The organism is Ramlibacter pallidus (assembly GCF_015070875.1).
Classification (GTDB): Bacteria; Pseudomonadota; Gammaproteobacteria; order Burkholderiales; family Burkholderiaceae_C; genus Ramlibacter; species Ramlibacter pallidus.
In genome coordinates this window covers 664358-689188 of the sequence record NZ_JADDIV010000004.1, presented here as the reverse complement: position 1 = coordinate 689188, position 24831 = coordinate 664358, and the positions used below count along the sequence as shown (strand labels likewise).

General features: G+C 68.8%; 27 protein-coding genes. 11 read left to right on the top strand and 16 right to left on the bottom strand.

Annotated features, from left to right (window positions below):
- Window positions 1-34: 34 nt before the first annotated feature.
- The 11 genes from IM787_RS16710 to IM787_RS16660 form a co-directional block, all read right to left on the bottom strand.
- Window positions 35-487, bottom strand: coding sequence for a MerR family transcriptional regulator (locus IM787_RS16710; RefSeq protein WP_193677800.1), 453 nt, complete (start codon window positions 485-487; stop codon window positions 35-37).
- A 151-nt stretch (window positions 488-638) separates the two neighbouring features.
- Window positions 639-989, bottom strand: a complete 351-nt coding sequence (locus IM787_RS16705) for an integration host factor subunit alpha (RefSeq protein ID WP_435531165.1) — start codon at window positions 987-989, stop codon at window positions 639-641.
- Window positions 990-1020: 31 nt separating this feature from the next.
- Complete coding sequence (gene pheT, locus IM787_RS16700) at window positions 1021-3438, bottom strand: phenylalanine--tRNA ligase subunit beta (protein WP_193677798.1); 2418 nt, start codon at window positions 3436-3438, stop codon at window positions 1021-1023.
- 118 nt (window positions 3439-3556) lie between these two features.
- Window positions 3557-4612: a phenylalanine--tRNA ligase subunit alpha gene (pheS, locus tag IM787_RS16695; RefSeq protein WP_193677897.1), complete on the bottom strand. Its 1056-nt coding sequence runs from the start codon at window positions 4610-4612 to the stop codon at window positions 3557-3559.
- A gap of 101 nt (window positions 4613-4713) precedes the next feature.
- Window positions 4714-5073 (bottom strand): 50S ribosomal protein L20, encoded by a 360-nt coding sequence (gene rplT, locus IM787_RS16690; RefSeq protein WP_171557186.1) that lies wholly within the window; start codon window positions 5071-5073, stop codon window positions 4714-4716.
- A 24-nt stretch (window positions 5074-5097) separates the two neighbouring features.
- Complete coding sequence (gene rpmI, locus IM787_RS16685; RefSeq protein WP_157396404.1) at window positions 5098-5301, bottom strand: 50S ribosomal protein L35; 204 nt, start codon at window positions 5299-5301, stop codon at window positions 5098-5100.
- 164 nt (window positions 5302-5465) lie between these two features.
- Window positions 5466-6083, bottom strand: coding sequence for a translation initiation factor IF-3 (gene infC / locus IM787_RS16680; protein WP_193677896.1), 618 nt, complete (start codon window positions 6081-6083; stop codon window positions 5466-5468).
- A 79-nt stretch (window positions 6084-6162) separates the two neighbouring features.
- Window positions 6163-8070 carry a threonine--tRNA ligase gene (gene thrS, locus IM787_RS16675; RefSeq protein ID WP_193677797.1) on the bottom strand — a complete coding sequence of 636 codons (1908 nt, stop codon included), beginning with the start codon at window positions 8068-8070 and terminating at the stop codon, window positions 6163-6165.
- Between the two features lie 179 nt (window positions 8071-8249).
- The gene (locus IM787_RS16670) at window positions 8250-8447 is read right to left on the bottom strand and encodes a hypothetical protein (protein ID WP_193677796.1); all 198 of its coding nucleotides are present in this window, start codon (window positions 8445-8447) and stop codon (window positions 8250-8252) included.
- A gap of 127 nt (window positions 8448-8574) precedes the next feature.
- Window positions 8575-9900 (bottom strand): isocitrate lyase, encoded by a 1326-nt coding sequence (aceA, locus tag IM787_RS16665; protein ID WP_193677795.1) that lies wholly within the window; start codon window positions 9898-9900, stop codon window positions 8575-8577.
- A 235-nt stretch (window positions 9901-10135) separates the two neighbouring features.
- On the bottom strand, window positions 10136-10537 hold the full coding sequence (locus IM787_RS16660; protein WP_193677794.1) for a gamma-glutamylcyclotransferase family protein: 402 nt from the start codon (window positions 10535-10537) through the stop codon (window positions 10136-10138).
- Between the two features lie 34 nt (window positions 10538-10571).
- On the opposite strand from IM787_RS16660, the gene IM787_RS16655 reads away from it, so the two are divergent.
- Window positions 10572-11498, top strand: coding sequence for a DMT family transporter (locus IM787_RS16655; RefSeq protein ID WP_193677793.1), 927 nt, complete (start codon window positions 10572-10574; stop codon window positions 11496-11498).
- Between the two features lie 24 nt (window positions 11499-11522).
- Here IM787_RS16655 and IM787_RS16650 read toward each other — a convergent pair whose 3' ends face one another.
- The gene (locus IM787_RS16650; RefSeq protein ID WP_193677792.1) at window positions 11523-12017 is read right to left on the bottom strand and encodes an Lrp/AsnC family transcriptional regulator; all 495 of its coding nucleotides are present in this window, start codon (window positions 12015-12017) and stop codon (window positions 11523-11525) included.
- Between the two features lie 89 nt (window positions 12018-12106).
- On the opposite strand from IM787_RS16650, the gene yedA reads away from it, so the two are divergent.
- Together yedA and IM787_RS16640 are read left to right on the top strand one after the other, a co-directional pair.
- The gene (yedA, locus tag IM787_RS16645) at window positions 12107-13027 is read left to right on the top strand and encodes a drug/metabolite exporter YedA (protein ID WP_193677791.1); all 921 of its coding nucleotides are present in this window, start codon (window positions 12107-12109) and stop codon (window positions 13025-13027) included.
- A 132-nt stretch (window positions 13028-13159) separates the two neighbouring features.
- On the top strand, window positions 13160-13621 hold the full coding sequence (locus IM787_RS16640) for an SWIB/MDM2 domain-containing protein (protein WP_193677790.1): 462 nt from the start codon (window positions 13160-13162) through the stop codon (window positions 13619-13621).
- A gap of 85 nt (window positions 13622-13706) precedes the next feature.
- Here the strand turns inward: IM787_RS16640 and IM787_RS16635 are convergent, their stop codons facing one another.
- Window positions 13707-15410, bottom strand: coding sequence for a thiamine pyrophosphate-binding protein (locus IM787_RS16635; RefSeq protein ID WP_193677789.1), 1704 nt, complete (start codon window positions 15408-15410; stop codon window positions 13707-13709).
- A gap of 40 nt (window positions 15411-15450) precedes the next feature.
- Between IM787_RS16635 and IM787_RS16630 the strand changes: the two genes are divergently transcribed.
- The 5 genes from IM787_RS16630 (at window position 15451) to IM787_RS16610 (ending at window position 20513) form a co-directional block, all read left to right on the top strand.
- Window positions 15451-16101: a TetR/AcrR family transcriptional regulator gene (locus IM787_RS16630; RefSeq protein WP_193677788.1), complete on the top strand. Its 651-nt coding sequence runs from the start codon at window positions 15451-15453 to the stop codon at window positions 16099-16101.
- A 92-nt stretch (window positions 16102-16193) separates the two neighbouring features.
- Window positions 16194-17168 (top strand): tripartite tricarboxylate transporter substrate binding protein, encoded by a 975-nt coding sequence (locus IM787_RS16625; RefSeq protein WP_193677787.1) that lies wholly within the window; start codon window positions 16194-16196, stop codon window positions 17166-17168.
- A gap of 18 nt (window positions 17169-17186) precedes the next feature.
- Entirely contained in the window at window positions 17187-18350 is a 1164-nt protein-coding gene (locus IM787_RS16620) for a Gfo/Idh/MocA family protein (RefSeq protein ID WP_193677786.1), read from the top strand.
- Window positions 18351-18447: 97 nt separating this feature from the next.
- The gene (locus tag IM787_RS16615) at window positions 18448-19632 is read left to right on the top strand and encodes a dihydrodipicolinate synthase family protein (RefSeq protein ID WP_193677785.1); all 1185 of its coding nucleotides are present in this window, start codon (window positions 18448-18450) and stop codon (window positions 19630-19632) included.
- Window positions 19633-19634: 2 nt separating this feature from the next.
- Window positions 19635-20513, top strand: a complete 879-nt coding sequence (locus tag IM787_RS16610; RefSeq protein ID WP_193677784.1) for a sugar phosphate isomerase/epimerase family protein — start codon at window positions 19635-19637, stop codon at window positions 20511-20513.
- 34 nt (window positions 20514-20547) lie between these two features.
- On the opposite strand, the gene IM787_RS16605 is transcribed toward IM787_RS16610, so the two are convergent.
- Window positions 20548-21087 (bottom strand): bactofilin family protein, encoded by a 540-nt coding sequence (locus IM787_RS16605; protein ID WP_193677783.1) that lies wholly within the window; start codon window positions 21085-21087, stop codon window positions 20548-20550.
- A gap of 207 nt (window positions 21088-21294) precedes the next feature.
- Between IM787_RS16605 and IM787_RS16600 the strand changes: the two genes are divergently transcribed.
- Window positions 21295-21999 carry a DUF1444 domain-containing protein gene (locus IM787_RS16600; protein ID WP_193677782.1) on the top strand — a complete coding sequence of 235 codons (705 nt, stop codon included), beginning with the start codon at window positions 21295-21297 and terminating at the stop codon, window positions 21997-21999.
- Here the strand turns inward: IM787_RS16600 and IM787_RS16595 are convergent.
- Complete coding sequence (locus tag IM787_RS16595; protein ID WP_193677781.1) at window positions 21996-22559, bottom strand: histidine phosphatase family protein; 564 nt, start codon at window positions 22557-22559, stop codon at window positions 21996-21998. The genes IM787_RS16600 and IM787_RS16595 overlap by 4 nt on opposite strands.
- Window positions 22560-22620: 61 nt before the next feature.
- Here IM787_RS16595 and IM787_RS16590 point away from each other — a divergent pair, with 61 nt between their 5' ends.
- Window positions 22621-23511, top strand: coding sequence for an aldo/keto reductase (locus IM787_RS16590; protein ID WP_193677780.1), 891 nt, complete (start codon window positions 22621-22623; stop codon window positions 23509-23511).
- A complete protein-coding gene (locus IM787_RS16585; RefSeq protein ID WP_193677779.1) occupies window positions 23508-24101 on the top strand; it encodes a DUF6064 family protein in 594 nt (197 codons plus the stop codon). The genes IM787_RS16590 and IM787_RS16585 overlap by 4 nt, the downstream gene beginning before the upstream one ends.
- 4 nt (window positions 24102-24105) lie before the next feature.
- Here the strand turns inward: IM787_RS16585 and IM787_RS16580 are convergent, their stop codons facing one another.
- The gene (locus tag IM787_RS16580; protein WP_193677778.1) at window positions 24106-24828 is read right to left on the bottom strand and encodes a general secretion pathway protein GspB; all 723 of its coding nucleotides are present in this window, start codon (window positions 24826-24828) and stop codon (window positions 24106-24108) included.
- Window positions 24829-24831: the final 3 nt, after the last annotated feature.

The window sequence follows — 24831 nt, the reverse complement described above, 5'->3', positions numbered from 1 at the left end:
CAAGTATAACGCGAGTGGAAGACCTGCTTCGCGGTCAGTGCGCGGAACTGAGCAGGTCGCGGATTTCGAACAGCTCGCGGCGCAGCAGCTGCAGCCTGTGCGAGATCATGTCGCGCTCTTCGGGCGGGGCGTCCTCGAACTGGCTTTCGCCGAACGACGACTCCTCGACCTCGATGACCTCGACCCCCTCGAGCATCACCTCGCCGGCGCGGCGCTTGTCGCGCTCGCCCTGCACGATCTCCTGCAGCTTGTTGCGCGCGCCGCTGATCGTGAAGCCCTGGTCGTACAGCAGGTCCCGGATGCGCCGGATCATCAGCACCTCGTGGTGCTGGTAGTAGCGGCGGTTGCCGCGGCGCTTCATGGGCCGCAGCTGCGTGAACTCCTGCTCCCAATACCGTAGCACGTGGGGCTTGACGCCACACAGCTCGCTGACCTCACCGATGGTGAAGTAGCGCTTGGCAGGGATCGCCGGGAGTGCTTTCTCCATTGAAATCAATCTACTAGGAGAGAAAGCTTCGAGGTTACTCTAAGAGCCCTACGGATGCAAAGCGCGTCCGTGCGGCCTTGCCGGACCGTTGCCTTAAGGTAGCGCGGCGGCGACGGGCGGCCCGGCGGCCCGGCCCCACGCCGCCCGGGCGTCAGGCGTCGCCGCCGGCGCCGTTGCCCTGGATCTGTTCCTTCAGCTTGTGGCTGGCGTGGAAGGTCACGACGCGGCGCGCCTCGATCGGGATGGCTTCCCCGGTGCGCGGATTGCGGCCCGGGCGCGGTGCCTTGGTGCGGATCTGGAAGTTGCCGAAGCCGGAGATCTTCACGTCCTGCCCGTCGACCAGGCTGGCCGAGATCAGGTCGAAGAAGGCATCGATCATGTCCTTCGACTCGCGCTTGTTCAGGCCGATCTGCTCGAACAGCAGTTCCGCCAGCTGCGCCTTCGTCAACGCCGGGGTTTCCAGGCTCTCGACGGCAAACTCCATGGTGTCCCCTCGCTTCACAGCGCTTGTCGTTGTCAGCTCCGCCACGTCCTCATCCCCTCAGGCGGGCGCCCAGTTGCGCGCCGACCCGCTCCACCACCGCGCGCACGGCCGATTCGATCTGGTCGTCGGTCAGTGTCGCGTCGCTGCGCGCGAGCGTCAAGCGCACGGCCAGGCTCTTCTCGTGCATCGCCAGACCGGCGGTCGCCTGCTGCGGCTTGTACACGTCGAACAGCATGGCGTGGCGCAGCAGGCCGCCGGTATCGGCGGAGCGGATGGCGGCCATCAGCTGGTCGTGCGTCACCGTGTCGGCCACGATGACGGCGATGTCGCGCTCGGCCGGCTGGAAGCGCGGCACCGGCTCGAACACCGGGACGCGGCGCGCGGCCACGGCGTCGAGGTCCAGTTCGAACAGCAGCGGCGTCTGCGGCAGCTCCCACTGCTGGCGCCAGCGCGGGTGCAGCTCGCCGACGAAGCCGACCTCGCGGCCATCGATGCGGATCACGGCGCAGCGGCCCGGATGCATCGCCGGGTGCGTGCCGGGCGAGAACTCCGCCTGCAGCGGCGCCAGCAGCGCCTGCACGTCGCCCTTCATGTCGTAGAAGTCGCCCTGCCCCGCCTTGCGCGCCCACTGCAGGCCGTCCGGCGGGCCATAGGCCAGTCCCGCCACCTTCATCGGCTGGCGCACGCCGCGCACGGTGGTGTCGGTCGTCTGCACGCCGTCGTCGCGCACGAACACGCGCCCGAGCTCGAACACGCGCACGCGCTCGGCCTTGCGGTCCAGGTTGAACTTCAGCACCTGCAGCAGCGAGCCGAGCAGCGAGGAACGCATCACGCTCATCTGGCTGGCGATCGGGTTCAGCAGCTGGATCGGGTTGGCGTTGCCCGCCAGGTCCTTCTCCCACTGCGCTTCGACGAAGCTGAAGTTGATCGTCTCCTGGTAGCCCAGGCCGGCGAGCAGGCGGCGCACGGCGAACCGGCTGCGGCGGTTCTCGGGCGGCAGCTTGGCCGTGATCGGCGCCAGCGGCGGCGTGGTCGGCAGCCGGTCGTAGCCGATCACGCGCACCACTTCCTCGATCAGGTCCTCTTCGATGGAAAGGTCGAAGCGGTACGGCGGCGGGGTGACGGTGACCACGCCGGCTTCGGACCGGGCCGGCAGCCGCAGCCGGGCGAACGCGTCGACGCACTGCGCTTCGGTCACCGGCATGCCGATCACCTTGGCCGCGCGCGCCACGCGCAGGCTCACCGGCTTGCGTTCCGGCAACTTCGCCAGCTGGTCGTCCATCGGCCCGGCCTCGCCGCCGCAGATGTCCAGGATCAGGCGGGTGATGTGCTCGATGTGGTCCACGGTCTGCACCGGGTCCACGCCGCGCTCGAAGCGGTGCCCCGCATCGGTGGAGAAGTTGAAGCGGCGCGAGCGCCCCTGCACCGCCTCGGGCCACCAGAAGGCCGCCTCGACGTAGACGTTCTTCGTGTCGTCGGACACGGCGGTAGCGTCGCCGCCCATGATGCCGGCGAGCGACTCGACCTGCGCGTCGTCGGCGATGACGCCGACCTTCTCGTCCACCTCGATGGTGTTGCCGTTCAGCAGCTTGAGCTGCTCCCCCTTGCGGCCCCAGCGCACGTCGAGCCCGCCGTGGATCTTGTCGTGGTCGAAGATGTGCGACGGCCGGCCGAACTCGAACATCACGTAGTTCGAGATGTCCACCAGCGCGGTCACGCTGCGCTGGCCGCAGCCGGCCAGGCGCTCGACCATCCACTGCGGCGTCTTCGCCTTGGTGTCCACGTTGCGGATCACGCGGCCGGAAAAGCGGCCGCACAGGTCAGGCGCGCTGACCTTCACCTTCAGCTTCGCATCGTGCTTGGGAGGGACCGGATCGAACTTCGGTTCCTGCAGCGGGGCGCCGGTGAGCGCCGAGAGTTCGCGCGCAACGCCGTACACCGACAGCGCGTGCGCCAGGTTCGGCGTGAGCTTGAGCGTGAAGACGTGGTCGTCGAGGTTCAGCACCTCGCGCAGGTCCTTGCCGAGCGGGGCGGACGCATCCAGCTCGAGCAGCCCGCCATGGTCCTCGGAGAGCTGCAGTTCGCGGGCCGAGCAGAGCATGCCCTGGCTCTCGACGCCGCGCAGCTTGCCCAGCTGGATCGCGAACGGCTTGCCGTCTTCGCCGGGCGGCAGTTCGGCGCCCACGAGCGCCGTCGGCACCCGGATCCCCACGCGCGCATTGGGCGCCCCGCAGACGATGTTCAGCAACGTGCCCTGTCCCACGTCGACCTGGCACACCCGCAGGCGGTCGGCATTGGGGTGCTGCACGGCTTCCTTGATCTCGCCGACGACGACCTTCGAAAACGGCGGCGCGACGGGACGGAGGTCCTCGACCTCCAGCCCGCCCATGGTGAGCGTGTCGGCGATCTGTTGCGTGGTCAGCGGCGGGTTGCAGAACGCGCGCAGCCAGGACTCGGGGAATTGCATACGTCTTATCTATCGGACTCAGGTGTCTTGTCGCGTGCCGCCGCGGAACCGGCTTCGCCGGGCCGCTGGGGGCGCCCCCTTGAGGGGGAGGCGCCGAAGGCGCTTCGGGGGGGAGCCATCATCGGAATTGGCGCAGGAAGCGGATGTCGCCGTCGAAGAACAGCCGCAGGTCGTTCACGCCATAGCGCAGCATGGTCAGGCGGTCGGGACCCATGCCGAAGGCGAAGCCGATGTGCTTCTCGGGGTCGAGCCCCATGTTGCGCACGACCGTGGGATGCACCTGGCCCGAACCGGCGACCTCCAGCCAGCGGCCGGCCAGCGGCCCGCTCTGGAACTGGATGTCGATCTCGGCGCTCGGCTCCGTGAAGGGGAAGAAGCTCGGGCGGAAGCGCAGCGCGAGGTCATCGCTCTCGAAGAACGTGCGGCAGAAGTCCGTGAAGACGACCTTCAGGTCCTTGAAGCTCACGTTCTCGCCCAGCCACAGGCCTTCGCACTGGTGGAACATGGGCGAGTGCGTCGCGTCGCTGTCGACGCGGTAGGTCCGCCCGGGCGCGATCACGCGGATCTCCGGCATCGGCTCGCCGCGCTTCACGGCCTCGGCGTAGCGCTTGATGTGCTGGTGGGCGTAGCGCACCTGCATCGGGCTGGTGTGCGGCCGCAGGTTGTACGGGATGCCATCGTCGCCGTTGAGGTCCACGTAGAACGTGTCCTGCATCGAACGCGCCGGGTGGTTGGGCGGGTTGTTCAGCGAGGTGAAGCTGTGCCAGTCGCTTTCGACCTCCGGGCCGTCGGCCACGTCGAAGCCCATGCTGGCGAAGATCAGCTCGATGCGTTCCATCGTGAGGCTGACCGGGTGCAGGCCGCCCGGCTCGCGCACGCGCCCGGGCAGCGAGACGTCCAGCGCCTCGGCCTTCAGCTGCGCCTCCAGTTCGGCGTCGGCCAGGGCCTGCCGGCGCTCCGCCAGGGCCGCCTCGATCGCCTGCTTGGCCTGGTTGATCGCCGCGCCGCGGGTCTTCTTCTCCTCCACGGAGAGCGCGGCCAGGCCCTTCATCAGCTCCGTGATGCGGCCGGACTTGCCGACGAACTGCGCCTTGGCGTTCTCCAGTTCGGCCGGCGTCCCCGCCTTCGCGAAGGCGTCGCGCGCGCTGCCGACGATGGAATCGAATTCTTGGATGGTCATGGGAGAAAAAAACAGGGCTAGCGCCTCGCAGCCCTAGCCCTGTCCTGAGGGGTTGGACCGGCCACCGCCTGTTGCCAGACAGGGGCCGGGCGAACTCAAGCCGCCAGCTTGGCCTTCACCTGGTTCACGATGCCGGTAAACGCCGCCGGGTCGTGGTAGGCGATGTCGGCAAGGACCTTGCGGTCGATGTCGATGCCCGCCTTGCGGATCCCGTTGGCGAACTGGCTGTAGGTCAGGCCGTTCGCACGCGCGGCGGCGTTGATACGGGCGATCCACAGCTGGCGGAAGACGCGCTTCTTGGCACGGCGGTCGCGGTAGGCATATTGCCCCGCCTTCATCACTGCCTCTTTGGCAATGCGGAAGACGTTGCCGCGGCGGCCGCGGAAGCCCTTGGCGAGGGCGAGGACCTTCTTGTGGCGGGCGCGGGCCGTTACACCACGTTTGACGCGAGGCATGTGTGTTCTCCTTCTTCGTCTACGTTAGATGCCCGCGAAAGGCAGCATCTGCGCCATGTGACCCATGTTGGTCTCATGCACAGCGACCGCACCCCGCAGGTGGCGCTTGTTCTTGGTGGACTTCTTGGTCAGGATGTGACGCTTGAAGGCCTGGCCGCGCTTGACCGTCCCGCCGGGACGGACGCGGAAGCGCTTCTTGGCTCCGCTCTTGGTCTTCATCTTGGGCATGTACATGCTCCTTCTTCGTTTGTGCTCGTGAGGCGTCGCGGGAAACTCCCGCGCCTTGATGGCCCCGAGCCACTTTTTGTTTCGGAACCCGAAGGTTCCGGGAAGGCCAGGGGCCTCCCCTTCACCGCCACCGCGGCGACCCACCGTGATGGCTTAGAAACTTGCTACGACGACGTCGTGGTCGTCGCCGGTGCCGCCGCGGCTTCCGCGGGCTTCGCGGGCGCCGGCTTCTTCTTGCCCGGCGCGATCATCATGATCATCTGCCGGCCTTCCAGCTTCGGGAACTGCTCCACGATGATCGTGTCGCCCAGGTCGTCGCGGATGCGCTGCAGCAGCGCCATGCCGATTTCCTGGTGCGTGATCTCGCGGCCGCGGAACCGCAGCGTGATCTTGCACTTGTCGCCTTCCGCCAGGAAGCGCCGGATGTTGCGCATCTTGATGTTGTAGTCACCGTCGTCGGTGCCCGGGCGGAACTTGATTTCCTTGATCTCGATGACCGTCTGCTTCGCCTTCGCTTCCGCGGCCTTCTTCTGCTCCTGGTACTTGAACTTGCCGTAGTCCATCAGCCGGCAGACCGGCGGATTCGCAGTGGCGGCAATTTCGACCAGGTCGACGTCCAGCTCGCCTGCCATCCGCAGGGCCTCGGCCAGGCTGACAATGCCCAGGGGCTCGTTGTTGGGTCCGCTCAGGCGGACTTCCGGGGCCATGATCTCCCGGTTCAGGCGGTGCTTGCGTTCCTCGCGCTGGCGGCGGTCGCGAAATTCAGTAGCGATGGTCCAAATCCTTCAATTCAAAGTTGGCTACGATATTCGTAGCATGACCGCCTTGATGCACGCGGCTTGCGGCATGATCCTGTAAGATTCAGCGCTTGCCGGCGATGTCTTCGGCGACCCTCTTCGAGAAGTCCTCCAGCGACATCACCCCCAGGTCCTGGTTGCCCCGGGCGCGCACTGCGACGGCACCAGCCGCCTTCTCCTTGTCGCCAACGACGAGGAGATAGGGCGGCTTCTGCAGCGAATGCTCGCGTATTTTATACGTGATCTTCTCGTTGCGCAGATCCAGCTCCACCCTAAGCCCTTGATTCCTCAGCGTTTTGGCCACTGATTCGGCGTAATCCGCCTGTCCGCCGGTGATGTTCAGCACCACCGCGTGCACCGGCGCGATCCAGGCCGGCAGGGCGCCGGCGTGGTGCTCGATGAGCATGCCGATAAAACGCTCGAGGCTGCCGACGATGGCCCGGTGCAGCATCACCGGGTGGGCGCGGCCGCTCGTCTCCGTGACATATTCCGCGCCCAGGCGCTCGGCCGTGTTGAAGTCGACCTGCATCGTGCCGCACTGCCAGTGCCGGCCCAGCGCGTCCCTGAGCGTGTATTCGATCTTCGGGCCGTAGAAGGCGCCGTCGCCCGGCGAGACGACGAACTCCACCCCGGAACGGCGCAGCGCCTCCATGCAGGCGTGTTCCGCGTTGTCCCACAGCGCGTCGGAACCGACCCGGTTTTCCGGCCGCGTGGCGACCTTGTAGAGGATGTCCGTGAACCCGAAGTCGCGGTAGACCTCCTGCAGCTTGGCCGTGTACGCCACGCATTCGTCCAGGATCTGGTCCTCGGTGACGAAGGCATGGCCGTCGTCCTGCGTGAAGCCGCGCACCCGCATGATCCCGTGCAGCGCGCCGGAGGGCTCGTTGCGGTGGCACTGGCCGAACTCGCCGTAGCGCAGCGGCAGGTCGCGGTAGCTGCGCAGCTGCGACTTGAAGATCAGCACGTGGCCGGGGCAGTTCATCGGCTTGAGCGCATAGTCGCGCTTCTCCGACTCCGTCGTGAACATGTTCTCGCGGTAGTTCTGCCAGTGGCCCGTCTTCTCCCACAGGCTGCGGTCCAGGATCTGCGGGCCCTTCACCTCCTGGTAGCCCGTGTCCTTGTAGACCTGGCGCATGTACTGCTCCACCGCCTGCCAGATCGCCCAGCCCTTGGGGTGCCAGAACACCACGCCGGGCGCGACGTCGTCGATGTGGAACAGGTCGAGCTCGCGGCCCAGCTTGCGGTGGTCCCGCTTCTCGGCTTCCTCCAGCATCGTCAGGTACTGCTGGAGTTCCTCCTTCGTCGCCCAGGCCGTGCCATAGACGCGCTGCAGCATCTCGTTGCGGTGGTCGCCGCGCCAGTAGGCGCCGGCCACCTTCATCAGCTTGAAATGCTTCAGCTTGCCCGTGCTGGGCACGTGCGGGCCGCGGCAGAGGTCCTCGAAGCCGCCCTCGGCGTACAGCGAGACTTCCTCGCCCTGCGGGATGCTGCCGATGATCTCGGCCTTGTAGGCCTCGCCGATCGACTGGAAGTGCCGCACCGCCTCGTCGCGCGGCAGCACGCGCCGCGTGACGGGCTCGTCCTTCGCCGCGAGTTCCGCCATCCGCTTCTCGATGGCGGCCAGGTCCTCCGGCGTGAACGGGCGCTTGTACGCGAAGTCGTAGTAGAAGCCGTGCTCGATGACCGGGCCAATGGTGACCTGCGCGTCCGGGAACAGCTCCTTGACGGCATAGGCCAGCAGGTGCGCCGTCGAATGGCGGATCACGTCCAGCCCCTCCGGGTCCTTGGGCGTGACGATCGCCACCTGGGCGTTGTCGCGGATCGTGTACGTGGTGTCGACCACCTTGCCGTCGACCTTGCCGGCGATGGCGGCCTTGGCCAGGCCGGGGCCGATGGAGGCGGCGACGTCGGCCACCGTCATGGGGCCGGGGAACTCACGTCGGGAACCGTCGGGAAGCGTGATCTGGATCATGGTGCGATGCGTTCAGGCAACAAAAAAGCGCGGGGGAGCCGCGCTTTCAGTCTGGGGATGGGGAGAACTGGTGACGCGCGACGACGCGACCCTAGCGGGTCGTGGAACCTTCCGAGGTAGTTCGCGGTGTCATAACCAGCATGCCTTTCTCGCCCTTGTTGCTCGTGGATGCGCCGATTCTACCCCGCGGCCACGCGGCCGGTGCCGGCGCAGCGCGCGCACTGGGTGATGACGGTCTGCTTCTCCACCTCGAAGTGCTCGTTGATGTTCTCGCTGTCGATGCGCAATTCGCCCGTGCCGTGGCAGTCCGGGCAAGGGGCGCCGCCCAGGTCGCGCAGGTTGAACACGCCGGTGCGGTCGTCGGTGGAAGCGGACATCACGGTCTCCACTGCTGAGATGGCCCGACTGTAGCGGGCGTCCGGGGGAGAAGTCCAGCCCGCCGCGCCAAAAGCGAAGGCCCCGCCGGGGCGGGGCCTTGCTGCTTCTTCTGCCGGGAAACGCGGGTCAGGCGGCCTTCTTCTCCTCGAAGAACTGCTCGTCTTCCGTCGACCCCTTCAGGGCCGCGGTGGACGACTGCGCCTCGATCGTCGTGGTCACGGCGTCGAAGTAGCCGGTGCCGACCTCGCGCTGGTGCTTCACGGCGGTGAAGCCCTTGTCGGCGGCGGCGAACTCCTTCTGCTGCAGTTCGACGAAGGCCGTCATGTTGTTGCGGGCGTAGCCGTGGGCCAGCTCGAACATCGAGTAGTTCAGGCTGTGGAAGCCGGCCAGCGTGATGAACTGGTACTTGTAGCCCATGGCGCCCAGCTCCTTCTGGAACTTGGCGATGGTGGCGTCGTCGAGGTTCTTCTTCCAGTTGAACGACGGCGAGCAGTTGTAGGCCAGCAGCTTGCCCGGGAACTTGGCGTGGATCGCGTCCGCGAAATCCTTGGCGAACTTCAGGTCCGGCGTGCCGGTCTCGCACCAGATCAGGTCGGCGTACTCGGCATAGGCCAGGCCGCGGCTCACCGCCTGGTCGAAGCCCTTCTTCGTGCGGTAGAAGCCTTCCACCGTGCGCTCACCGGTCAGGAAGGGCTTGTCGGTCTCGTCGACGTCGGTGGTCACCAGGTCCGCGGCTTCCGCGTCCGTGCGGGCCAGCAGCACGGTGGGGGTGCCCATCACGTCGGCGGCCAGGCGGGCGGCCACCAGCTTGGCGACGGCTTCGCGCGTCGGCACCAGCACCTTGCCGCCCATGTGGCCGCACTTCTTGACGGAAGCCAGCTGGTCCTCGAAGTGCACCGCGGCGGCACCTGCCTCGATCATGGCCTTCATCAGCTCGAAGGCGTTCAGCACGCCGCCGAAGCCGGCTTCGGCGTCTGCCACGATGGGGGCGAAGTAGTCGACGTAGCCCTCGTCGCCCGGGCCCTTGCCCTCGCTCCACTGGATCTGGTCGGCACGCGCGAAGGTGTTGTTGATCTTCTTGACGACCTTCGGCACGGAGTCCACCGAGTACAGCGACTGGTCGGGGTACATCTCGCCGTTGCTGTTGGCGTCGCCGGCGACCTGCCAGCCGGAGAGATAGATCGCCTTCAGGCCGGCCTTGACCTGCTGCATGGCCTGGTTGCCCGTCAGCGCGCCCAGCGTCGCGACGAAGGGCTCGGTGTTGATCAGGGTCCACAGCTTCTCGGCGCCGCGCTTGGCCAGCGTGTGCTCGATCTGCAGCGAACCGCGCAGCTTGACCACGTCGGCGGCGCTGTAGCCGCGCTTGATGCCTTTCCAGCGCGGGTTCTCGGCCCAGTCCTTTTCCAGCTGGGCGATCTGCTGTTCACGCGTGAGGTGGGTCCAGTTGCTCATGTGCACTCCAAGGGTTGATGTCGAAACCGGGGCGGCGGCGGTCCGCCGCGTTGGAGTGAACTTTAAGTCTTGTAGAAGACTTCGTGCACCTCTTGTGTCTTATACAAGACTGTTTTTATTTTCGTTTCGAATCAACAACTTGCGGTCTGAGTTTTGCAATGTGGCAAGTTCTTTCTTATATCGAGAAATTTTGCGGCGGCGCACAACCGCCAGATTCCGCGATGCGAAAAGCAAATCAGCTCGTATGAAAAACGATCCAGTCGCCGTGCCCGATCACCTGCTTGTCCTTCACGCGCTCGGGGTTCACCTCGTACACCAGGCAGGCCACGGCCCGGCCCTCCACCTGCACGTCGATCTCGCGCTTGAAGTATTCGCTGTCCGCGCCGGGCACGATCTGCTCGATGCCGTCGAGGATTTCCTCGAGCGCCGGCGTGATCCGGTAGACCTCGCCCACCACGGTCACGGCCTCCTCGCCTCCCAGCGTGAGGCCGGGATACCAGTCCAGGTGGTAAAGCACCCCACGCACTTCACCCATGCCGACGTAATCCGGCGCAGGCGCGAGCCGGTTGATGTCGTTGCGCCCCCCGCGGCGCAGGGTGCCGTAGACGAAGACGTGGCGATCAGGGGCTTCAGGCATGATGCGGCGGTTTTTTGCGCGGACGCCATTGTCGATGAGCATCGTTTCCAGCCGGCCGATGGCCTATGCCTGCCTTGCGCTCAGCATGGCCCTCGTCGGCAGCTACGTGGCCTTGTCCAAGCCGCTGGTGGCCGCCATTCCGGTGTTCCTGCTGGCCTGGCTGCGCTTCGGCATCGGGGGGCTGGCCATGCTGCACTGGCTGCGCAGGCCGGCCGGCGAGCCGCCGCTGACGGCGCGCACGCACCGCCTGCTGTTCCTGGAATCCTTCCTGGGCAACTTCCTGTTCTCGCTGTGCATGCTGTTCGGCGTGAGCCTGACCAGCGCCGTGTCCGCCGGCGTGATCATGGCGACGATCCCCGCGACCGTGGCGCTCCTGAGCCGCGTGTTCCTGCGCGAGGCGATCTCCGGCCGCACCTGGGTGGCCATCGCGTGTGCCGCGCTCGGGGTCGCGCTGCTGGCGGGCGCGAAGCCGGCGCAGGGCCACGGCAACGCGGAGTGGGCCTGGCTGGGCAACCTGCTGGTGTTCGGCGCAGTGGTCTGCGAGGCGGCCTATGCGGTGATCGGCAAGGCGCTGACCGGCGTCATGGGGCCGAAGCGCATCACGGCCGTCATCAACCTCTGGGGCTTCGCGCTGGTCACGCCGTTCGGCCTCTGGGCCGCGCTGCGGTTCGACTTCGGCGGCGTCGGCGCGGGCTCGTGGGTGCTGCTGGTGTTCTACGCACTGGCCGCGAGCATCTGGAGCGTGTGGCTGTGGATGACCGGGCTGAAGGTGGTGCCGGCGGCGCAGGCGGGCGTGTTCACCGCCATGCTGCCGGTGTCCGCCGGGCTGGTGGGCGTGCTGGTGCTGGGCGAGACGCTGTCCGGCCTGCAGGTGCTGGCGTTCGCACTGGCGCTGGCGGGCGTCGTGCTGGCGACGCTGCCTTCGCAGAGCCGGGCTGGATCCCCGCCTGCGCGGGGATGACCGGACGCGCGCCGCGCAGCGGCGCTAGCGCCCGGTCACCTTCCGGATCGCCGGGCGGATGTTCTCGCGCCGCGCCGGCAGCACGGTCGCGTGCTCGCGCGGAACGTTCAGGACGATCGACGTCGAAGTCTCGGTGACCAGGCAGAACTTCGTGACCACCGCGTCCAGGTGCTCGACGTCGATCACGGCGATCTCCAGGATCCAGCTGTCCTCGCCGGTGACGTTGAAGGCGTTCACCACCTCCGGCGTCTGCTCGATCAGCTTCACCACCCGGGCGTACTCCACCCGGCCGACCCGGACGATGGCGCGGATGCCGTACCCGAGCCGCTGGTAGTCCACCACGGCGCGGTAGCCCTTGATGAAGCCGGCCATCTCCAGCTTGCGCACCCGTTCGGTCACGGCCGGCTGCGACAGGTGCACCAGGCGGCCGAGCTCCGCCATGCTGGTGCGGGCATCGCGCTGCAGCTCGGCGAGGATGCGGGTGTCGTAGGCGTCGAGTTCCGGAACTTCGGTCGGCATGGCGGATAACCTTGGAAATCAAGGCCGGCAGTGGAGATGACCTTGAATCATCGATGGAACCGCCGACCGGCGCAACTTACGATCACTCCATGAACACCGCCGTCGCGCCCCTGGCCTCCGCCGCCGCCCGTCCCGCCCTGCTCGTCCCCGCCCTGCTCGCCTGCTACGTGGTCTGGGGCTCCACCTACCTGGCCATCCGCTTCGCCCTGGTCAGCTTCCCGCCGTTCTTCCAGATGGGCACACGCTTCCTCGCCGCCGGCGGCCTGCTGATGGCATGGGTGCTGTGGCAGGCCCGGCGGGGTGCCACACGGCTGCCGACGCCGTGGGAATGGCGCAATGCTCTGGTGATCGGCGCCCTGATGCTGGGCGGCGGCATGGGCCTGACCGCGAGCGCGGAGCAGCACGTGGGTTCGGGGCTGGCGGCCGCGTTCATCGCGGTGGTGCCGATGCTGGTCTGCGGCTGGGGGCTGCTGTTCGGCCAGCGCCCGCACAAGCTGGAACTGGCGGGGATGGCCGTCGGCGTCGCCGGCGTGCTGATGCTGGTGCGCGGCTCGCAGTTCGACGCGTCGCCGCAGGGACTCGCGTCCATCGCGGGCGCCACGCTGGCGTGGTCGCTGGGCTCCGTGCTCTCCACGAACCGGCTGCCGCTCGCCCCCGGCGCCGCCGGATTCGCCAGCGAAATGTTGTGTGGCGGCGCGGTGTTGATGGCGCTTTCTCTCGCACTGGGTGAGCAGTTCGCCGCACCGCCGCAGCCGCTCGCGCTCGCGGCGTGGGCCTACCTCGTGGTGTTCGGCTCGCTGGTGGCGTTCAGCGCGTACCTGTACCTGCTGGCGCACGCGAGCCCCGCGCTGGCCACGAGCTACGCCTTCGTGAACCCCGTGATCGCCCTCGCGCTGGGGGTGCTCGTCGCCGGGGAGGCGCTCTCGGGCGGCGAATGGCTCGCGTGCGGCGTGATCCTCGCGGGCGTGCTGCTGATCTTCAGAGGGAAAACCGCCTCCGCGCGCGGATGAAAAAGCAACATCTCCCAGCGAAAAAGCGCTGTTTTCGCTTGGAAGCGCTGTTTTTCTCCATTAGCATCCGCACTGCCAGAGGAACTGCAGTTTTCGCTGGTGGTTCATCAACTTCTAGAAGGAAATCAAATCATGGCAACTGCGAAGAAATCGGCGGCGAAGAAGGCGCCGGCGAAGAAGGCGGCTCCGGCGAAGAAGGCCGCTGCCAAGAAGGCGGCTCCGGCGAAGAAGGCCGCCGCGAAGAAGGCCGCCCCGGCGAAGAAGGCTGCTCCCGCGAAGAAGGCCGCGGCGAAGAAGGCCGCTCCCGCCAAGAAGGCCGCCGCGAAAAAGGCCCCCGCGAAGAAGCGCACCCCGAACGCGGCGTTCATGAAGCCGCTGACCCCGGACCAGTCCCTGGCCGCGGTCGTCGGTCCGGCTCCCCTGCCGCGCACCGAAATCGTGTCGAAGCTGTGGGCCTACATCAAGAAGAACAAGCTGCAGGACCAGCAGAACAAGCGCATGGTCAACGCCGACGACAAGCTGCGTGCCCTGTTCGGCAAGGGCCAGGTGTCCATGTTCGAAATGGCCGGCCTGATCGGCAAGCACGTCAAGTAAGCAGGCCCCGCCTGTACTGACAAGGCCGGCGCGAGCCGGCCTTTTTCATGGGCGTTCCGTCATTCCCGCGCAGGCGGGGAGACGTTCATCTCTTCAGCGCCGCTTCCCGGATGCCGCTGAGCGTGCCGCGCGTGGTGATGACCTCCGGGTCCAGCATCACCTCGATGAGCGTGCCCTGGGGGCGCTCCAGCGCCGCCACCAGCTGCGCCTCGAACTCGGCGGTCTTCGTGATGCGCACGCCCTCGTAGCCGTAGGCCTTCGCCAGGCCGACGAAGTCCGGGTTCTTCAGCGTCGTGCCCGCGCTCTCCACCCGGCCCGGGTACTCGCGCTCCTGGTGCATCCGGATCGTGCCGTACATGCCGTTGTTCAGCACGACGATGATGGACTTCGCGCCGCACTGGGTCGCCGTCGCGAGCTCCTGCCCCGTCATCAGGAAATCGCCGTCGCCCGCCATCGTGAGCGCCACGCGCCCGGACACGATGTTGGCCGCGATGCCCGCCGGCACGCCGTAGCCCATCGCACCGGAGGTCGGCGCGAGCTGGGTCTTGTGCCCCTTGGCCAGGCCGTGGTGCTTGAAGAAGCGGTGCGTCCACGACGCGAAGTTGCCGGCGCCGTTGGTGACGAGCGCATCGGCCGGCAGGTGCTTCTGCAGCAGGCCCACGATGGCCGGCATGTCGATGTCACCCGGCAGCTTCTGCGGCTTCAGGTTCTCCAGGTAATCGGCGTTCGCCGAGGCCGCCCAGTCCCCGCCCCAGGGCACGTCCGGCGGGGCCGTCAGCACCTCCAGCGAACGCGCCGCCGCGTTCATCGTCGCGTTGATCGCCAGGTCGGCCTGGTAGACGCGGTTCAGCTCCTCGGCACTGGCGTGGATGTGCACCAGCTTCTGCGCCGGCCTGGGCGGCTTCAGCAGCGTGTAGCCGCCGGTGGTCATCTCGCCCAGGCGCGGCCCGATGGCGATCACCAGGTCGCTCTCGCGCACGCGCGCCGCCAGCTTCGGGTTGATGCCGATGCCCACGTCGCCGGCGTACAGCGGATGGTGGTTGTCGAAGGTGTCCTGGAAGCGGAAGGCGTTGCCCACCGGCAGCTTCCAGTTCTCGGCGAAGCGCTGCAGCGCCTGCGCGGCCTGCGGCGTCCAGCCGCCGCCGCCAGCGACCACGAAGGGCTTCTTCGCGGCCAGCAACAACTCGCGCAGGGTACGGAGCGCACCCGGGTCGCTCCACGATTCGACGGCGTCGACGCGCGGCAGCGGCCGCGCCGCGGTGGACTTCGTGAGCATGTCCTCGGGGAGCACCAGCACCACCGGCCCGGGACGGCCGTTCATGGCGGTGGCGAAGGCACGCGCGACGTACTCGGGGATGCGGTCGGGCTCGTCGATGCGCTCGACGCGCTTGGCCATGCCCTTGGTGCTCGGGCCGAAGAAGCTGTGGTACTCGACCTCCTGGAAAGCCTCGCGGTCGCGCTGGTCGCTGGCGACGTCGCCGACGAACAGCACCATGGGCGTGGAATCCTGGAACGCGGTGTGCACGCCGATCGAGGCGTTGGTGGCGCCCGGGCCGCGCGTGACGAAGCAGATGCCGGGGCGGTTCGTCATCTTGCCCGCGGCATCCGCCATGAAGGCGGCGCCGCCCTCCTGGCGGTTCACGACGAACTGGATCTTTTCGCGATACTTGTGGAAGCCGTCCAGCACCGCGAGGTAGCTCTCGCCCGGCACGCCGAAGGCATGCGTGACCCCCTGCGCCACCAGGCATTCGACGATCAGGTGGCCGGCCAGCTGCGGGTCGTGGTTCATGGTGCTTGACTTAATTAACTGAAACGTGAATTATCAGGACATGGCCCGAGACCCCAGCCCTGCCAGCGAGGAGCGCCTGCGCGATGCCGACCGGTCGCAGGGCACCATCTTAGCCGCGGCCCGCGACGAGTTCGCCGAGTTCGGGCTGGGCGGCGCGCGCATGGACCGCATCGCGGAGCGGGCGGGCCTCAACAAGCGGCTGATCTACTACTACTTCGAGGACAAGGAGAAGCTGTTCCAGGCGGTGCTGGAGCAGGCCTACCGCGACATCCGCGAGCAGGAGATGCAGCTGCACCTGACCGAGCTCGAGCCGGCGACGGCGGTGCGCCGCCTCATCGAGTTCACCTGGAACTACTACCTCGCGCACCCCGAGTTCATGACGCTGCTGAACAGCGCGAACCTGCACAAGGGCCGCCACCTCGTCGAGTCGCGCCGGGCGCAGGAGCTCAACTCGCCGCTGGTGGACACGCTCGCGGCCGTGCTGGAGCGCGGCCGCCGCGAAGGCACCTTCCGCGGCGGCGTCGACCCGGTGCAGCTGTACGTGTCGATCGCGGGCCTCGCGTATTTCTACCTCTCCAACAGCCACACGCTGTCGGCCATCTTCGGCCGCGACCTGCTCACGCCCAAGGCCCGCAGCGAACGCCTGTCGCACATGACGGACGTGATCCTGGGCTACCTGCTGCACGCCTGATCGCGCGCCGGCCGGATGGGCTTGCCAGCGCCGGCGAGCGCCCTATAATTCACCAGATAGTGAATTAACCAACCCCGCACAGGAGACAACCCGTGTTCACTCGCCGCACCCTCGCCCTCAGCCTCGCCGCCGCGCTCGCCCTGCCCTTCGCGGCCTCGGCGCAGTCCGCCTACCCGAACAAGCCGATCCGCGTGATCGTGCCCTTCCCGACGGGCAGCACCACGGACATCATCGCGCGCGCCATCTCCGACAAGATGGGCCAGAGCATGGGCCAGCAGCTGGTGGTGGAAAACCGCGGCGGTGCCAGCGGCACGATCGGGCAGGCCGCCGTCGCGCAGGCCGCGCCGGACGGCTACACGATCATGATCCACTCGTCGTCGCACACGGTCAGCCCGCACACCTTCGCCAAGCTGCCCTTCGACACGGTCGCCGACTTCACGCCGATCACGCCGATCTCCTCCACGCCGAACGTGCTGGTGATCTCGCCCGCCAAGAACATCAAGACGCTGCAGGAGCTGCTGGCCTACGGCAAGGCCAACCCGGGCAAGCTGAACTTCGCCTCGGCCGGCCAGGGCAGCGCCACCCACCTCAACGCCGAGAAGTTCAAGCTGGCCGCGAAGATCGACGCGCAGAACATTCCCTTCAAGGGTTCCGCCGAAGCCGTCACCGAGGTGATCGCCGGCCGCGTGGACTACTACTTCTCGCCCATCGCGCCGGTGATCGGCCAGATCCGCAACGGCCAGCTGCTGCCGCTGGCCGTGGGCTCGCCGCGCCGCGCCGCCGCCCTGCCCCAGGTCCCGACCACCGCCGAAGCCGGCGTGCCCGGCTCCGAGTTCAATTTCTGGATCGGCATGTTCGCGCCGGCCAAGACGCCCGCCGCGATCGTCAACCGCCTGCAGGACGAAGTCGCCAAGGCGCTGGCGGACCCCGAGGTCAAGCAGCGCTTCGTGACCCTGGGCGCTGACGCCTGGACGCTCGAGCCGGCCGCCTTCGACGCCTACATCCGCGACGAAATCAAGAGCAACGCTGCCCTCGTGAAGGCCGCCGGCCTCCAAGTGCAGAACTAAGCCCCACAGGAAGTACCCATGGCAACCCAACGTCTCGGGATCATCATGCACGGCGTCACCGGACGCATGGGCATGAACCAGCACCTGATCCGCTCCATCGTGGCGATCCGCAACCAGGGCGGCGTCACGCTCTCCAACGGCGACAAGGTGATGCCGGACCCGATCCTGATCGGCCGCAACGCCGAGAAGATCGAGGCACTGGCCCGCGCCCACAAGATCGAGCGCTGGGGCACCGACCTCGACCGCGCGCTGGAGAGCAAGGACGACACCGTCTTCTTCGACGCCGGCACGACGCAGATGCGCCCGACGCTGCTGGCCAAGGCGCTGCGCGCCGGCAAGCACGTGTACTGCGAGAAGCCCATCGCGACCACCCTGGCCGAAGCGCTGCAGATCGCCGAGACCGCGAACAAGTCGGGCCTGAAGCACGGCGCGGTGCAGGACAAGCTGTTCCTGCCCGGGCTGCGCAAGCTCGACATGCTGCGCCGCGCCGGCTTCTTCGGCCGCATGCTGTCGTTGCGCCTGGAGTTTGGCTACTGGGTGTTCGAGGGCGACCTGCAGCCGATCCAGCGCCCCAGCTGGAACTACCGCGCCGAGGACGGCGGCGGGATGATCCTGGACATGATGTGCCACTGGCGGTACGTGCTGGACAACCTGTTCGGCGAAGTCAAGTCGATCTCCTGCCTGGGCGCCACGCACATCCCGCAGCGCTGGGACGAGCAGGGCAAGCCGTACACGGCGACCGCCGACGACGCGGCCTATGCCATCGCCGAACTGGTGGGCCACAACGGCGAGCCGGTCGTCGCCCAGCTGAACATGTCGTGGGCGACGCGCGTGAACCGCGAAGACCTGGTCACCTTCCACGTCGACGGCACGCACGGCTCCGCGGTTGCGACGCTGACCGGCTGCAAGGCGCAGAGCCGCGTCAACACGCCGCGTCCCGTCTGGAACCCGGACGTGAAGAACACGATGAACTTCTCCGAGCAGTGGCAGGAAGTGCCGGACACGGAGTTCTACGACAACGGCTTCAAGATCCAGTGGGAGCACTTCATCCGCCACGTGGTGGAGGATGCCCCGTACAAGTGGACGCTGCCGGAAGGCGCCAAGGGCGTGCAGCTGGTGGAAGCCGCGCTGCAAAGCTGGAAGGAACGCCGCTTCGTCGACGTCCCACCCCTGAATATCTGACCCACCCCCGAAGCGCCTACGGCGCCTCCCCCTCAAGGGGGCGCCACCAGCGGCCCGGCAAAGCCGGTTCCGCGGTGGCACTGGACTGGAGACCAAGATGACCCTCTCGCTGAAATTGCCCAGCGCCGGCGGCGCGCTGGAGACCTACACGCTGCGCGGCACCACGCCCGTGAAGCCCGCCGCGGGCGTGAAGTTCAACCGCATCGCGTATTCGGCGGCGCACGTCGTCGCCGACCCGCTGGCGCCGGTCGATCCGTGGCTGCAGGCCGCGATCGACTGGGACACGACCATCGCCTACCGGCAGCGCCTGTGGTCGCTGGGCCTGGGCGTCGCCGAAGCGATGGACACGGCGCAGCGCGGCATGGGCCTGGACTGGCCGACCTCGCTGGAACTGGTCCGCCGCTCGCTCGATGCGGCGCGCGACGTGCCCGGCGCGCTCGTGGCCTCCGGCTGCGGCACGGACCACCTGGCGCCCGAGAACGCGCGTTCGGTGGACGACGTGATCCGGGCCTACGAGGAACAGATGGCTGCCATCGAGAAGCTCGGTGGCAAGCTGATCGTCATGGCCAGCCGTGCCCTGGCCCGCGTGGCCCGTTCGCCGGCGGACTACGAGAAGGTCTACGGGCGCATCCTGTCCCAAGCGCAGCAGCCGGTCATCCTGCACTGGCTCGGCGACATGTTCGACCCGGCGCTGGCGGGCTACTGGGGCACGCCGGACGTCGACGCGGCGATGGACACGGCGGTCGGCATCATCGCCGCCCACGCGTCCAAGGTGGACGGCATCAAGATCTCGCTGCTGGACAAGGACAAGGAGATCGCCATGCGCCGCCGCCTGCCCGCGGGCGTGCGGATGTACACGGGCGACGACTTCAACTACGCGGAGCTGATCGCCGGCGATGGATTCGGCCGCGCACCCACGCATGGCAAGAGCGACGCGCTGCTCGGGATCTTCGATGCCATCGCACCGGCGGCGAGCGCCGCGCTCGGCGAGCTGGCCCAGGGCAACATCGACAGGTTCCACGCGATCCTCGGCCCCACCGTGCCTCTCTCGCGCCACATCTTCGCGGCGCCCACGCGCTTCTACAAGACGGGCGTGGTGTTCATGGCCTGGCTCAACGGCCACCAATCCCACTTCACCATGGTCGGCGGCCAGCAGAGCACGCGCAGCCTGCCGCACCTGGCCGAACTGTTCCGCCTGGCCGACGCCGCCAACCTGCTGGAGCAGCCGGACCTCGCCGTGCGCCGCATGAAGACGGTGCTGGCGCTGCACGGGGTGGAGTGAGCATGCGGGACTACTCGCGGGACCACCGATGGCTGTCGATCAACACGGCCACGGTGCGCAAGAGCGGAGGCGTCGACCTGCCGTTGCCGGACATCATCGAGGCCTGTGTCCGCAAGGGCATCCGCGCGATCTCGCCCTGGCGCGACCAGGTGGCCGCCGCGGGCCTGGCGAACGTGTCGAAACTGGTGCGCACCCACGGCCTGGAACTCTCCGGCTACTGCCGCGGCGGCATGTTCCCCGCGGCGGACGCGGCGGGCCTGAAGGCGGCACGCGACGACAACCGCCGCGCGGTCGATGAAGCGTCCGAGCTGAACGCCGCCTGCCTCGTGCTGGTGGTCGGCGGCCTGCCGGGCGCGCTGCAGGGCCGGCCGGCGCACAAGGACATCGCGCTGTCCCGCACGCAGGTGCGCGATGGCATCGCCGAATTGCTGGACTACGCGAAGCAGGCGCGCATGCCGCTCGCCATCGAACCGCTGCACCCGATGTACGCGGCCGACCGCGCCTGCATCAACACGCTGGAGCAGGCGCTGGACGTCTGCGATGCCCTCGACCCGGGGAAGACCGGCGCACTGGGCGTCGCGGTGGACGCGTACCACGTGTGGTGGGACCCGAAGCTGCAGGAGCAGATCGCCCGGGCGGGCAAGGAACGGCTGCTGGCCTTCCACGTCTGCGACTGGCTCACGCCCACGACCGACCTGCTGAACGACCGCGGGATGATGGGCGACGGCGTGATCGACCTGCCGCAGATGCGCGGCTGGGTCGAGGCCCAGGGCTTCGCCGGCTACAGCGAGGTGGAGATCTTCTCCACCGGGAACTGGTGGCAGCGGCCGCACGAGGAAGTGCTGGACACCTGCATCGCGCGGCACCGGACCGCCGTCTGAACGCCATCCCCGCCCGCGCGGGGAGGACGCGGCTTCACTGCACCTGCTGCAGCGGACGCGCGCCGGCCGCGGCCGGACGTGCGGTGGAAGGCGCGCCGGAGATGCCGGCCTCGATCTCGCCGGAGAGCTGGCCGCCCTCCTCGATCACCACCTTGCCGTAGCGCACCTTGCCCGTGACCTTGCCGGTGGCGTAGATCACCAGCTTCTGGCGCACCGTGAGGTTGCCTTCGAACAGGCCGCGGATCTCGGCGACATCGATCTCGGCGGAGCCCTTGAAGGCGCCGCGCTCGGAGATCTGGATCACGCGCGAATCCATCGTCGCTTCCACCGAGCCTTCGACCACCAGCGTATCGCAATCGGTGATCTCCACGCCCTTGAGCTTGATGTTCGGGCCGACGGTCAGCTTGCTCTCGCCTTCCTTGGAGGTCACCACGGGTGCCGCGGGTTGCGGCGTGGCGGCAGCAGCGGCCGGCACCTGGCCCGAGGCGGCGGCGGCATTCGGGCTCGCGCCCGGGCGCGGGTAGCTGTCCTCGCGCTTGTTGCTGTTGCTGTTGAAAAACGGTTGCAGGGCCATGAAGCGAGTCCTCTGAGTGAATGAAGCGAAGAGCTGCGATGCTACGCAGCGAGGGCCTTACAAGTTCACGGGGCGTGGCAAGAAGGGTAACGAATGGCGTTGCATCGCGCCGACGCCGCGCGCGGATTCGCGCGGCGGCGTGAAGGGCGCGCTTGCGCCCGCGTCGCAATCCCCGCAGGATGGCAGCGAGGACGGAGGACGGAAAACATGAAGCGATGGCTGCGATCCCTCTGCGGCGCCGGTGCGCTGCTGGTCTCGGTGCATGCACCCGCCGCGGACACGCCGCGCGAGCACGACCGGTTCGAGACGACGGAGTCGAACCTGCTCGTGGTGCTGCGCGAAAGCCCCGGCGCCAACAAGCAGGACGAGGCACTGCACCCCTTCGGCAAGATCAGCGCGCGCATGCCGGACGGCCGCGAGGTGGAGTTCGAGGCGAGCTGGTTCCAGTACCTCGGCGACATGCACCTGCGCCTGGTGTTCGACGGGCAGCAGAAGGTGCAGAGCGCATTGCCCGAGGACCTGCACCGCCTGCGGCTCACGCCGGAAGAGGCGTTGCAGCGCGCGGTGCACAACCTGCGCAGCCGCTACGGGCACCCCGTGGCCGAACCCTGGTCCGGCGGGCTGATGCAGGTGCACGGCAACGCGCCCGACCTGGACAGCAGCTACTTCCTGGACCGCGACTTCTGGCTCGAGCAGCTGCGCCGCTACCCGGAGGGCATCGTCGCCGCCGTGCCCAAGCGCCGCGGCCTCGTGTTCGCGCGGGCGGACGATGCGGTGGCTGTCGCCACGCTGCGCTTCAGCGCGGCGGCCCTGTTCGCCAGCAGCGACCAGACGCGCATCTCCTCCGGCCTGTACCTCTTCAAGGACGGGCGCTGGTCGGTGTTCCAGCCGCCGCAGCCGGCGGTGGACTAGCCGGGCGCGATCCGGCCGGCAACGCGGAAGCCGCCGCCGGCCTGCGGCGTCAGCACCACCATCTCCGCCGTGGCGGGCGACACGCCGGTGAGGGCCAGCGTGGTCGAGCCGTGCGAGATCCAGAACACGTTGCCCGCGGCGGGCGTCCGCAGGCGCTTCCTCAACTCGGCCACCTGCTGCGCTTCGCGTTCGCGCCGCCCGAAGATGTTGCCGAGCGCCGGCAGCGTCTCCGGCGCCTCGCCGAAAGCGAGCCGCGCAGTGTCGATGCAGCGGCACCAGGGGCTGGCATAGACCTTGGACACCGGGACCTGCCGCGCACGGAGGGTCTCGCCCAGGCGCTGCGCCTCGCGCCGCCCCGCCTCGCTCAGGTTGCGCTGGGTGCCGCAGTCGCCGAGCCGGAAGCCCTCCGGGTCGCCCACGCCGGGATCGGTCAGCGCGTGCCGCACCATCACCACCTGCCCGCCGCGCCGCAGCAGCGCCCAGAGGTCGTCGTCGGCGCGCACCGCGGCCGGAAGGGCGATCACGCCGGCGAGCAGCCGGCAGCAGGTCCTGCGGTCCATCGGGCACCTCCAATGCACGGATCCTATGCCAGCCGGCGCGCCCGCGTGCTAGTCTGGACGCATGAAGCGCCGCAGCCTCCTGCAGTGGGCGACGGCGGCCGCCGCCGGCCCGGCGCTGGGCCAGGCCGGCCCTGCCCTCACCCGTGCGATCCCCTCGACGGGTGAAGCGATCCCGCGGGTCGGGCTCGGCACCTGGATCACCTTCAACGTCGGCAACGATCCGCCGGCCCGCGCCGCCTGCACCCAGGTCGTGCGCGCCTTCCTCGACGGCGGCGGCCGCGTCATCGACTCGTCGCCGATGTACGGGTCCTCGCAGGGCGTGGTCGGCGACGCGCTGCGCGCGCTGGGCGGGCAGCAACGGGTGTTCTCCGCCGACAAGGTCTGGACCTCCTCCGACGGCGCGGCGCAGGTGGAGCAGTCCCGCGGGCTCTGGCAGGTGCCTCGCTTCGACCTGCTGCAGGTGCACAACCTGCTGGCCTGGGAAAGGCAGCTGCCGCTGCTGCAGGCCATGAAGGAGCGCAAGCAGCTCCGCTACGTCGGCATCACGACCTCCGAGGGACGGCGCCACCGCGAGTTCGAGCAGGTGATGCGCGGCCAGCCGCTGGACTTCGTGCAGCTCACCTACTCCCTCGTCGAGCGCGAAGCGGAAGCGCGCCTGCTGCCGCTGGCCGCCGATCGCGGCATCGCGGTCCTCGCCAACCGGCCGTTCGCGGAGGGACAGTTGCTGCGCCGCCTGCAGCGCCACCCGCTGCCGCCCTGGGCCGCGGAGATCGAATGCACCAGCTGGGCGCAGTTCGCGCTGAAGTTCGTCGTCAGCCACCCGGCGGTCACCTGCGCGATCCCGGCCACCCGGCGGGTCGACCACGTGCGCGAGAACCTCGGCGTGCTGCGCACGCGGCTGCCGGACGAGGCGATGCGCAAGCGCATGGCGGCGCACGTCGCGGCGCTATGACGGAGTGGTGGACCTACGGGCTGTCGGACTACCTGATGTTCTCGCCCGAGGCGTACTGGCGCCTCGTGGCGCGGCACAACGCGGCCGGCGGGCCGGCCCGGGTTGCCGGCCGGCTCGCGGCCTTCGTCCTCGTGCTGCTCGTGCTGCGCGGGCGCGCGGCCGGGACGCGCATCGCCTTGATCCTTCTGGCCGTCGGGTGGGCGTGCGTCGCGTGGAGCTTCCACTGGCAACGCTATGCGGAGATCTTCCTGGCGGCACGCTGGCTCGCCGCCGCCTGGGGCGTGCAGGCCGCGCTGCTGCTCGCGGCGGCCGCGCGACCCTCTGGCGGCACGCCAGCGCCTGGCGGCGTCCGCTTCGCGGGCGCCGCGTGCCTGGTGGCCGCCCTGCTCTATCCCCTGCTCGCGCCGCTGACGGGCCATCCCTGGACGGAGGCGGAGGTGTTCGGCTGGCTGCCGGACCCGACGGCGCTGGCGACCCTCGGCGCCCTGCTCTCGCTGGCAGGAATGCGCACCTGGGTGCGCGCCGCACTCCTGGTGGTGCCCGCGCTGGCGCTGGCCTTCGGCGCCGCCACGCGCTGGTTGCTCGCCTGATGGATCAATAGGGGACGCTGTAGCGGAAGCCCTTGAAGCGCAGCACCGCCGACCGCGCGCGGATCTGCTCCAGCACCACGCCTGGCGCGAGCTCGGCGCCCTCGCCCTTCACCTGTCCGCCGACCACCAGCATGCGCTGGGCGGCATTCTCCGAGTGCACGCCGCCGGAGATCGCCAGCTTGGGCAGTTCCCGCTGCACGTCCGCCGGCAAGTCGCCCACGGCCACGATGCGCTCGGGCGTCGCGGCGCCCCCGGGCGCGGTTGCGGGCGCAGCCGCCACGGGCGGTGGTTCGGACGGCGCCGCGGCAGCCGCCGGTGCCGGTGCGGCTGGTGTTGTCGCCGGCGCAGCCTTCGGCGCGGTGGCCGCGGCAGTCTTCGCCGGCGCGCGCTCGGCCGCCGGTTCCGGCAAGGGCGGCGGGGCGGGCGGCACGACGGCGTCGGCGATCGTCACCACCGGCGGCTTGCGCGGCGCTTCCAGCACGAAGCCGGCGGCGGGCGCCGACGGCATGGCGCGGGGGGCAGGAACCGGCGCGGGCGCCGGAAACCAGGCGACATACGCGCCGGCTGCCAGCAGGACGCCGGCGCCACCGGCCGCCATCCAGCCCCAGCGGGCCCCGCGCGGCGCTGCGTGGGCGGCACCGGGCGCGGGCTGCGCATGGATGCCACGGGAGGGATCGCGTTCGCGCTCGGCGTCGGCCTTGCGCAAGGCATCGAGAATGTACGACATGCG

Excerpts from the sequence above, each read along its gene's own strand:
- IM787_RS16710 (WP_193677800.1), bottom strand. The coding sequence starts at position 487 with ATGGAGAAAGCACTCCCGGCGATCCCTGCCAAGCGCTACTTCACCATC.
- pheT (WP_193677798.1), bottom strand. The coding sequence starts at position 3,438 with ATGCAATTCCCCGAGTCCTGGCTGCGCGCGTTCTGCAACCCGCCGCTG.
- rplT (WP_171557186.1), bottom strand. The coding sequence starts at position 5,073 with ATGCCTCGCGTCAAACGTGGTGTAACGGCCCGCGCCCGCCACAAGAAG.
- rpmI (WP_157396404.1), bottom strand. The coding sequence starts at position 5,301 with ATGCCCAAGATGAAGACCAAGAGCGGAGCCAAGAAGCGCTTCCGCGTC.
- thrS (WP_193677797.1), bottom strand. The coding sequence starts at position 8,070 with ATGATCCAGATCACGCTTCCCGACGGTTCCCGACGTGAGTTCCCCGGC.
- IM787_RS16670 (WP_193677796.1), bottom strand. The coding sequence starts at position 8,447 with ATGTCCGCTTCCACCGACGACCGCACCGGCGTGTTCAACCTGCGCGAC.
- aceA (WP_193677795.1), bottom strand. The coding sequence starts at position 9,900 with ATGAGCAACTGGACCCACCTCACGCGTGAACAGCAGATCGCCCAGCTG.
- IM787_RS16660 (WP_193677794.1), bottom strand. The coding sequence starts at position 10,537 with ATGCCTGAAGCCCCTGATCGCCACGTCTTCGTCTACGGCACCCTGCGC.
- IM787_RS16655 (WP_193677793.1), top strand. The coding sequence starts at position 10,572 with ATGAGCATCGTTTCCAGCCGGCCGATGGCCTATGCCTGCCTTGCGCTC.
- IM787_RS16650 (WP_193677792.1), bottom strand. The coding sequence starts at position 12,017 with ATGCCGACCGAAGTTCCGGAACTCGACGCCTACGACACCCGCATCCTC.
- yedA (WP_193677791.1), top strand. The coding sequence starts at position 12,107 with ATGAACACCGCCGTCGCGCCCCTGGCCTCCGCCGCCGCCCGTCCCGCC.
- IM787_RS16640 (WP_193677790.1), top strand. The coding sequence starts at position 13,160 with ATGGCAACTGCGAAGAAATCGGCGGCGAAGAAGGCGCCGGCGAAGAAG.
- IM787_RS16635 (WP_193677789.1), bottom strand. The coding sequence starts at position 15,410 with ATGAACCACGACCCGCAGCTGGCCGGCCACCTGATCGTCGAATGCCTG.
- IM787_RS16630 (WP_193677788.1), top strand. The coding sequence starts at position 15,451 with ATGGCCCGAGACCCCAGCCCTGCCAGCGAGGAGCGCCTGCGCGATGCC.
- IM787_RS16620 (WP_193677786.1), top strand. The coding sequence starts at position 17,187 with ATGGCAACCCAACGTCTCGGGATCATCATGCACGGCGTCACCGGACGC.
- IM787_RS16615 (WP_193677785.1), top strand. The coding sequence starts at position 18,448 with ATGACCCTCTCGCTGAAATTGCCCAGCGCCGGCGGCGCGCTGGAGACC.
- IM787_RS16610 (WP_193677784.1), top strand. The coding sequence starts at position 19,635 with ATGCGGGACTACTCGCGGGACCACCGATGGCTGTCGATCAACACGGCC.
- IM787_RS16605 (WP_193677783.1), bottom strand. The coding sequence starts at position 21,087 with ATGGCCCTGCAACCGTTTTTCAACAGCAACAGCAACAAGCGCGAGGAC.
- IM787_RS16600 (WP_193677782.1), top strand. The coding sequence starts at position 21,295 with ATGAAGCGATGGCTGCGATCCCTCTGCGGCGCCGGTGCGCTGCTGGTC.
- IM787_RS16595 (WP_193677781.1), bottom strand. The coding sequence starts at position 22,559 with ATGGACCGCAGGACCTGCTGCCGGCTGCTCGCCGGCGTGATCGCCCTT.
- IM787_RS16590 (WP_193677780.1), top strand. The coding sequence starts at position 22,621 with ATGAAGCGCCGCAGCCTCCTGCAGTGGGCGACGGCGGCCGCCGCCGGC.
- IM787_RS16585 (WP_193677779.1), top strand. The coding sequence starts at position 23,508 with ATGACGGAGTGGTGGACCTACGGGCTGTCGGACTACCTGATGTTCTCG.
- IM787_RS16580 (WP_193677778.1), bottom strand. The coding sequence starts at position 24,828 with ATGTCGTACATTCTCGATGCCTTGCGCAAGGCCGACGCCGAGCGCGAA.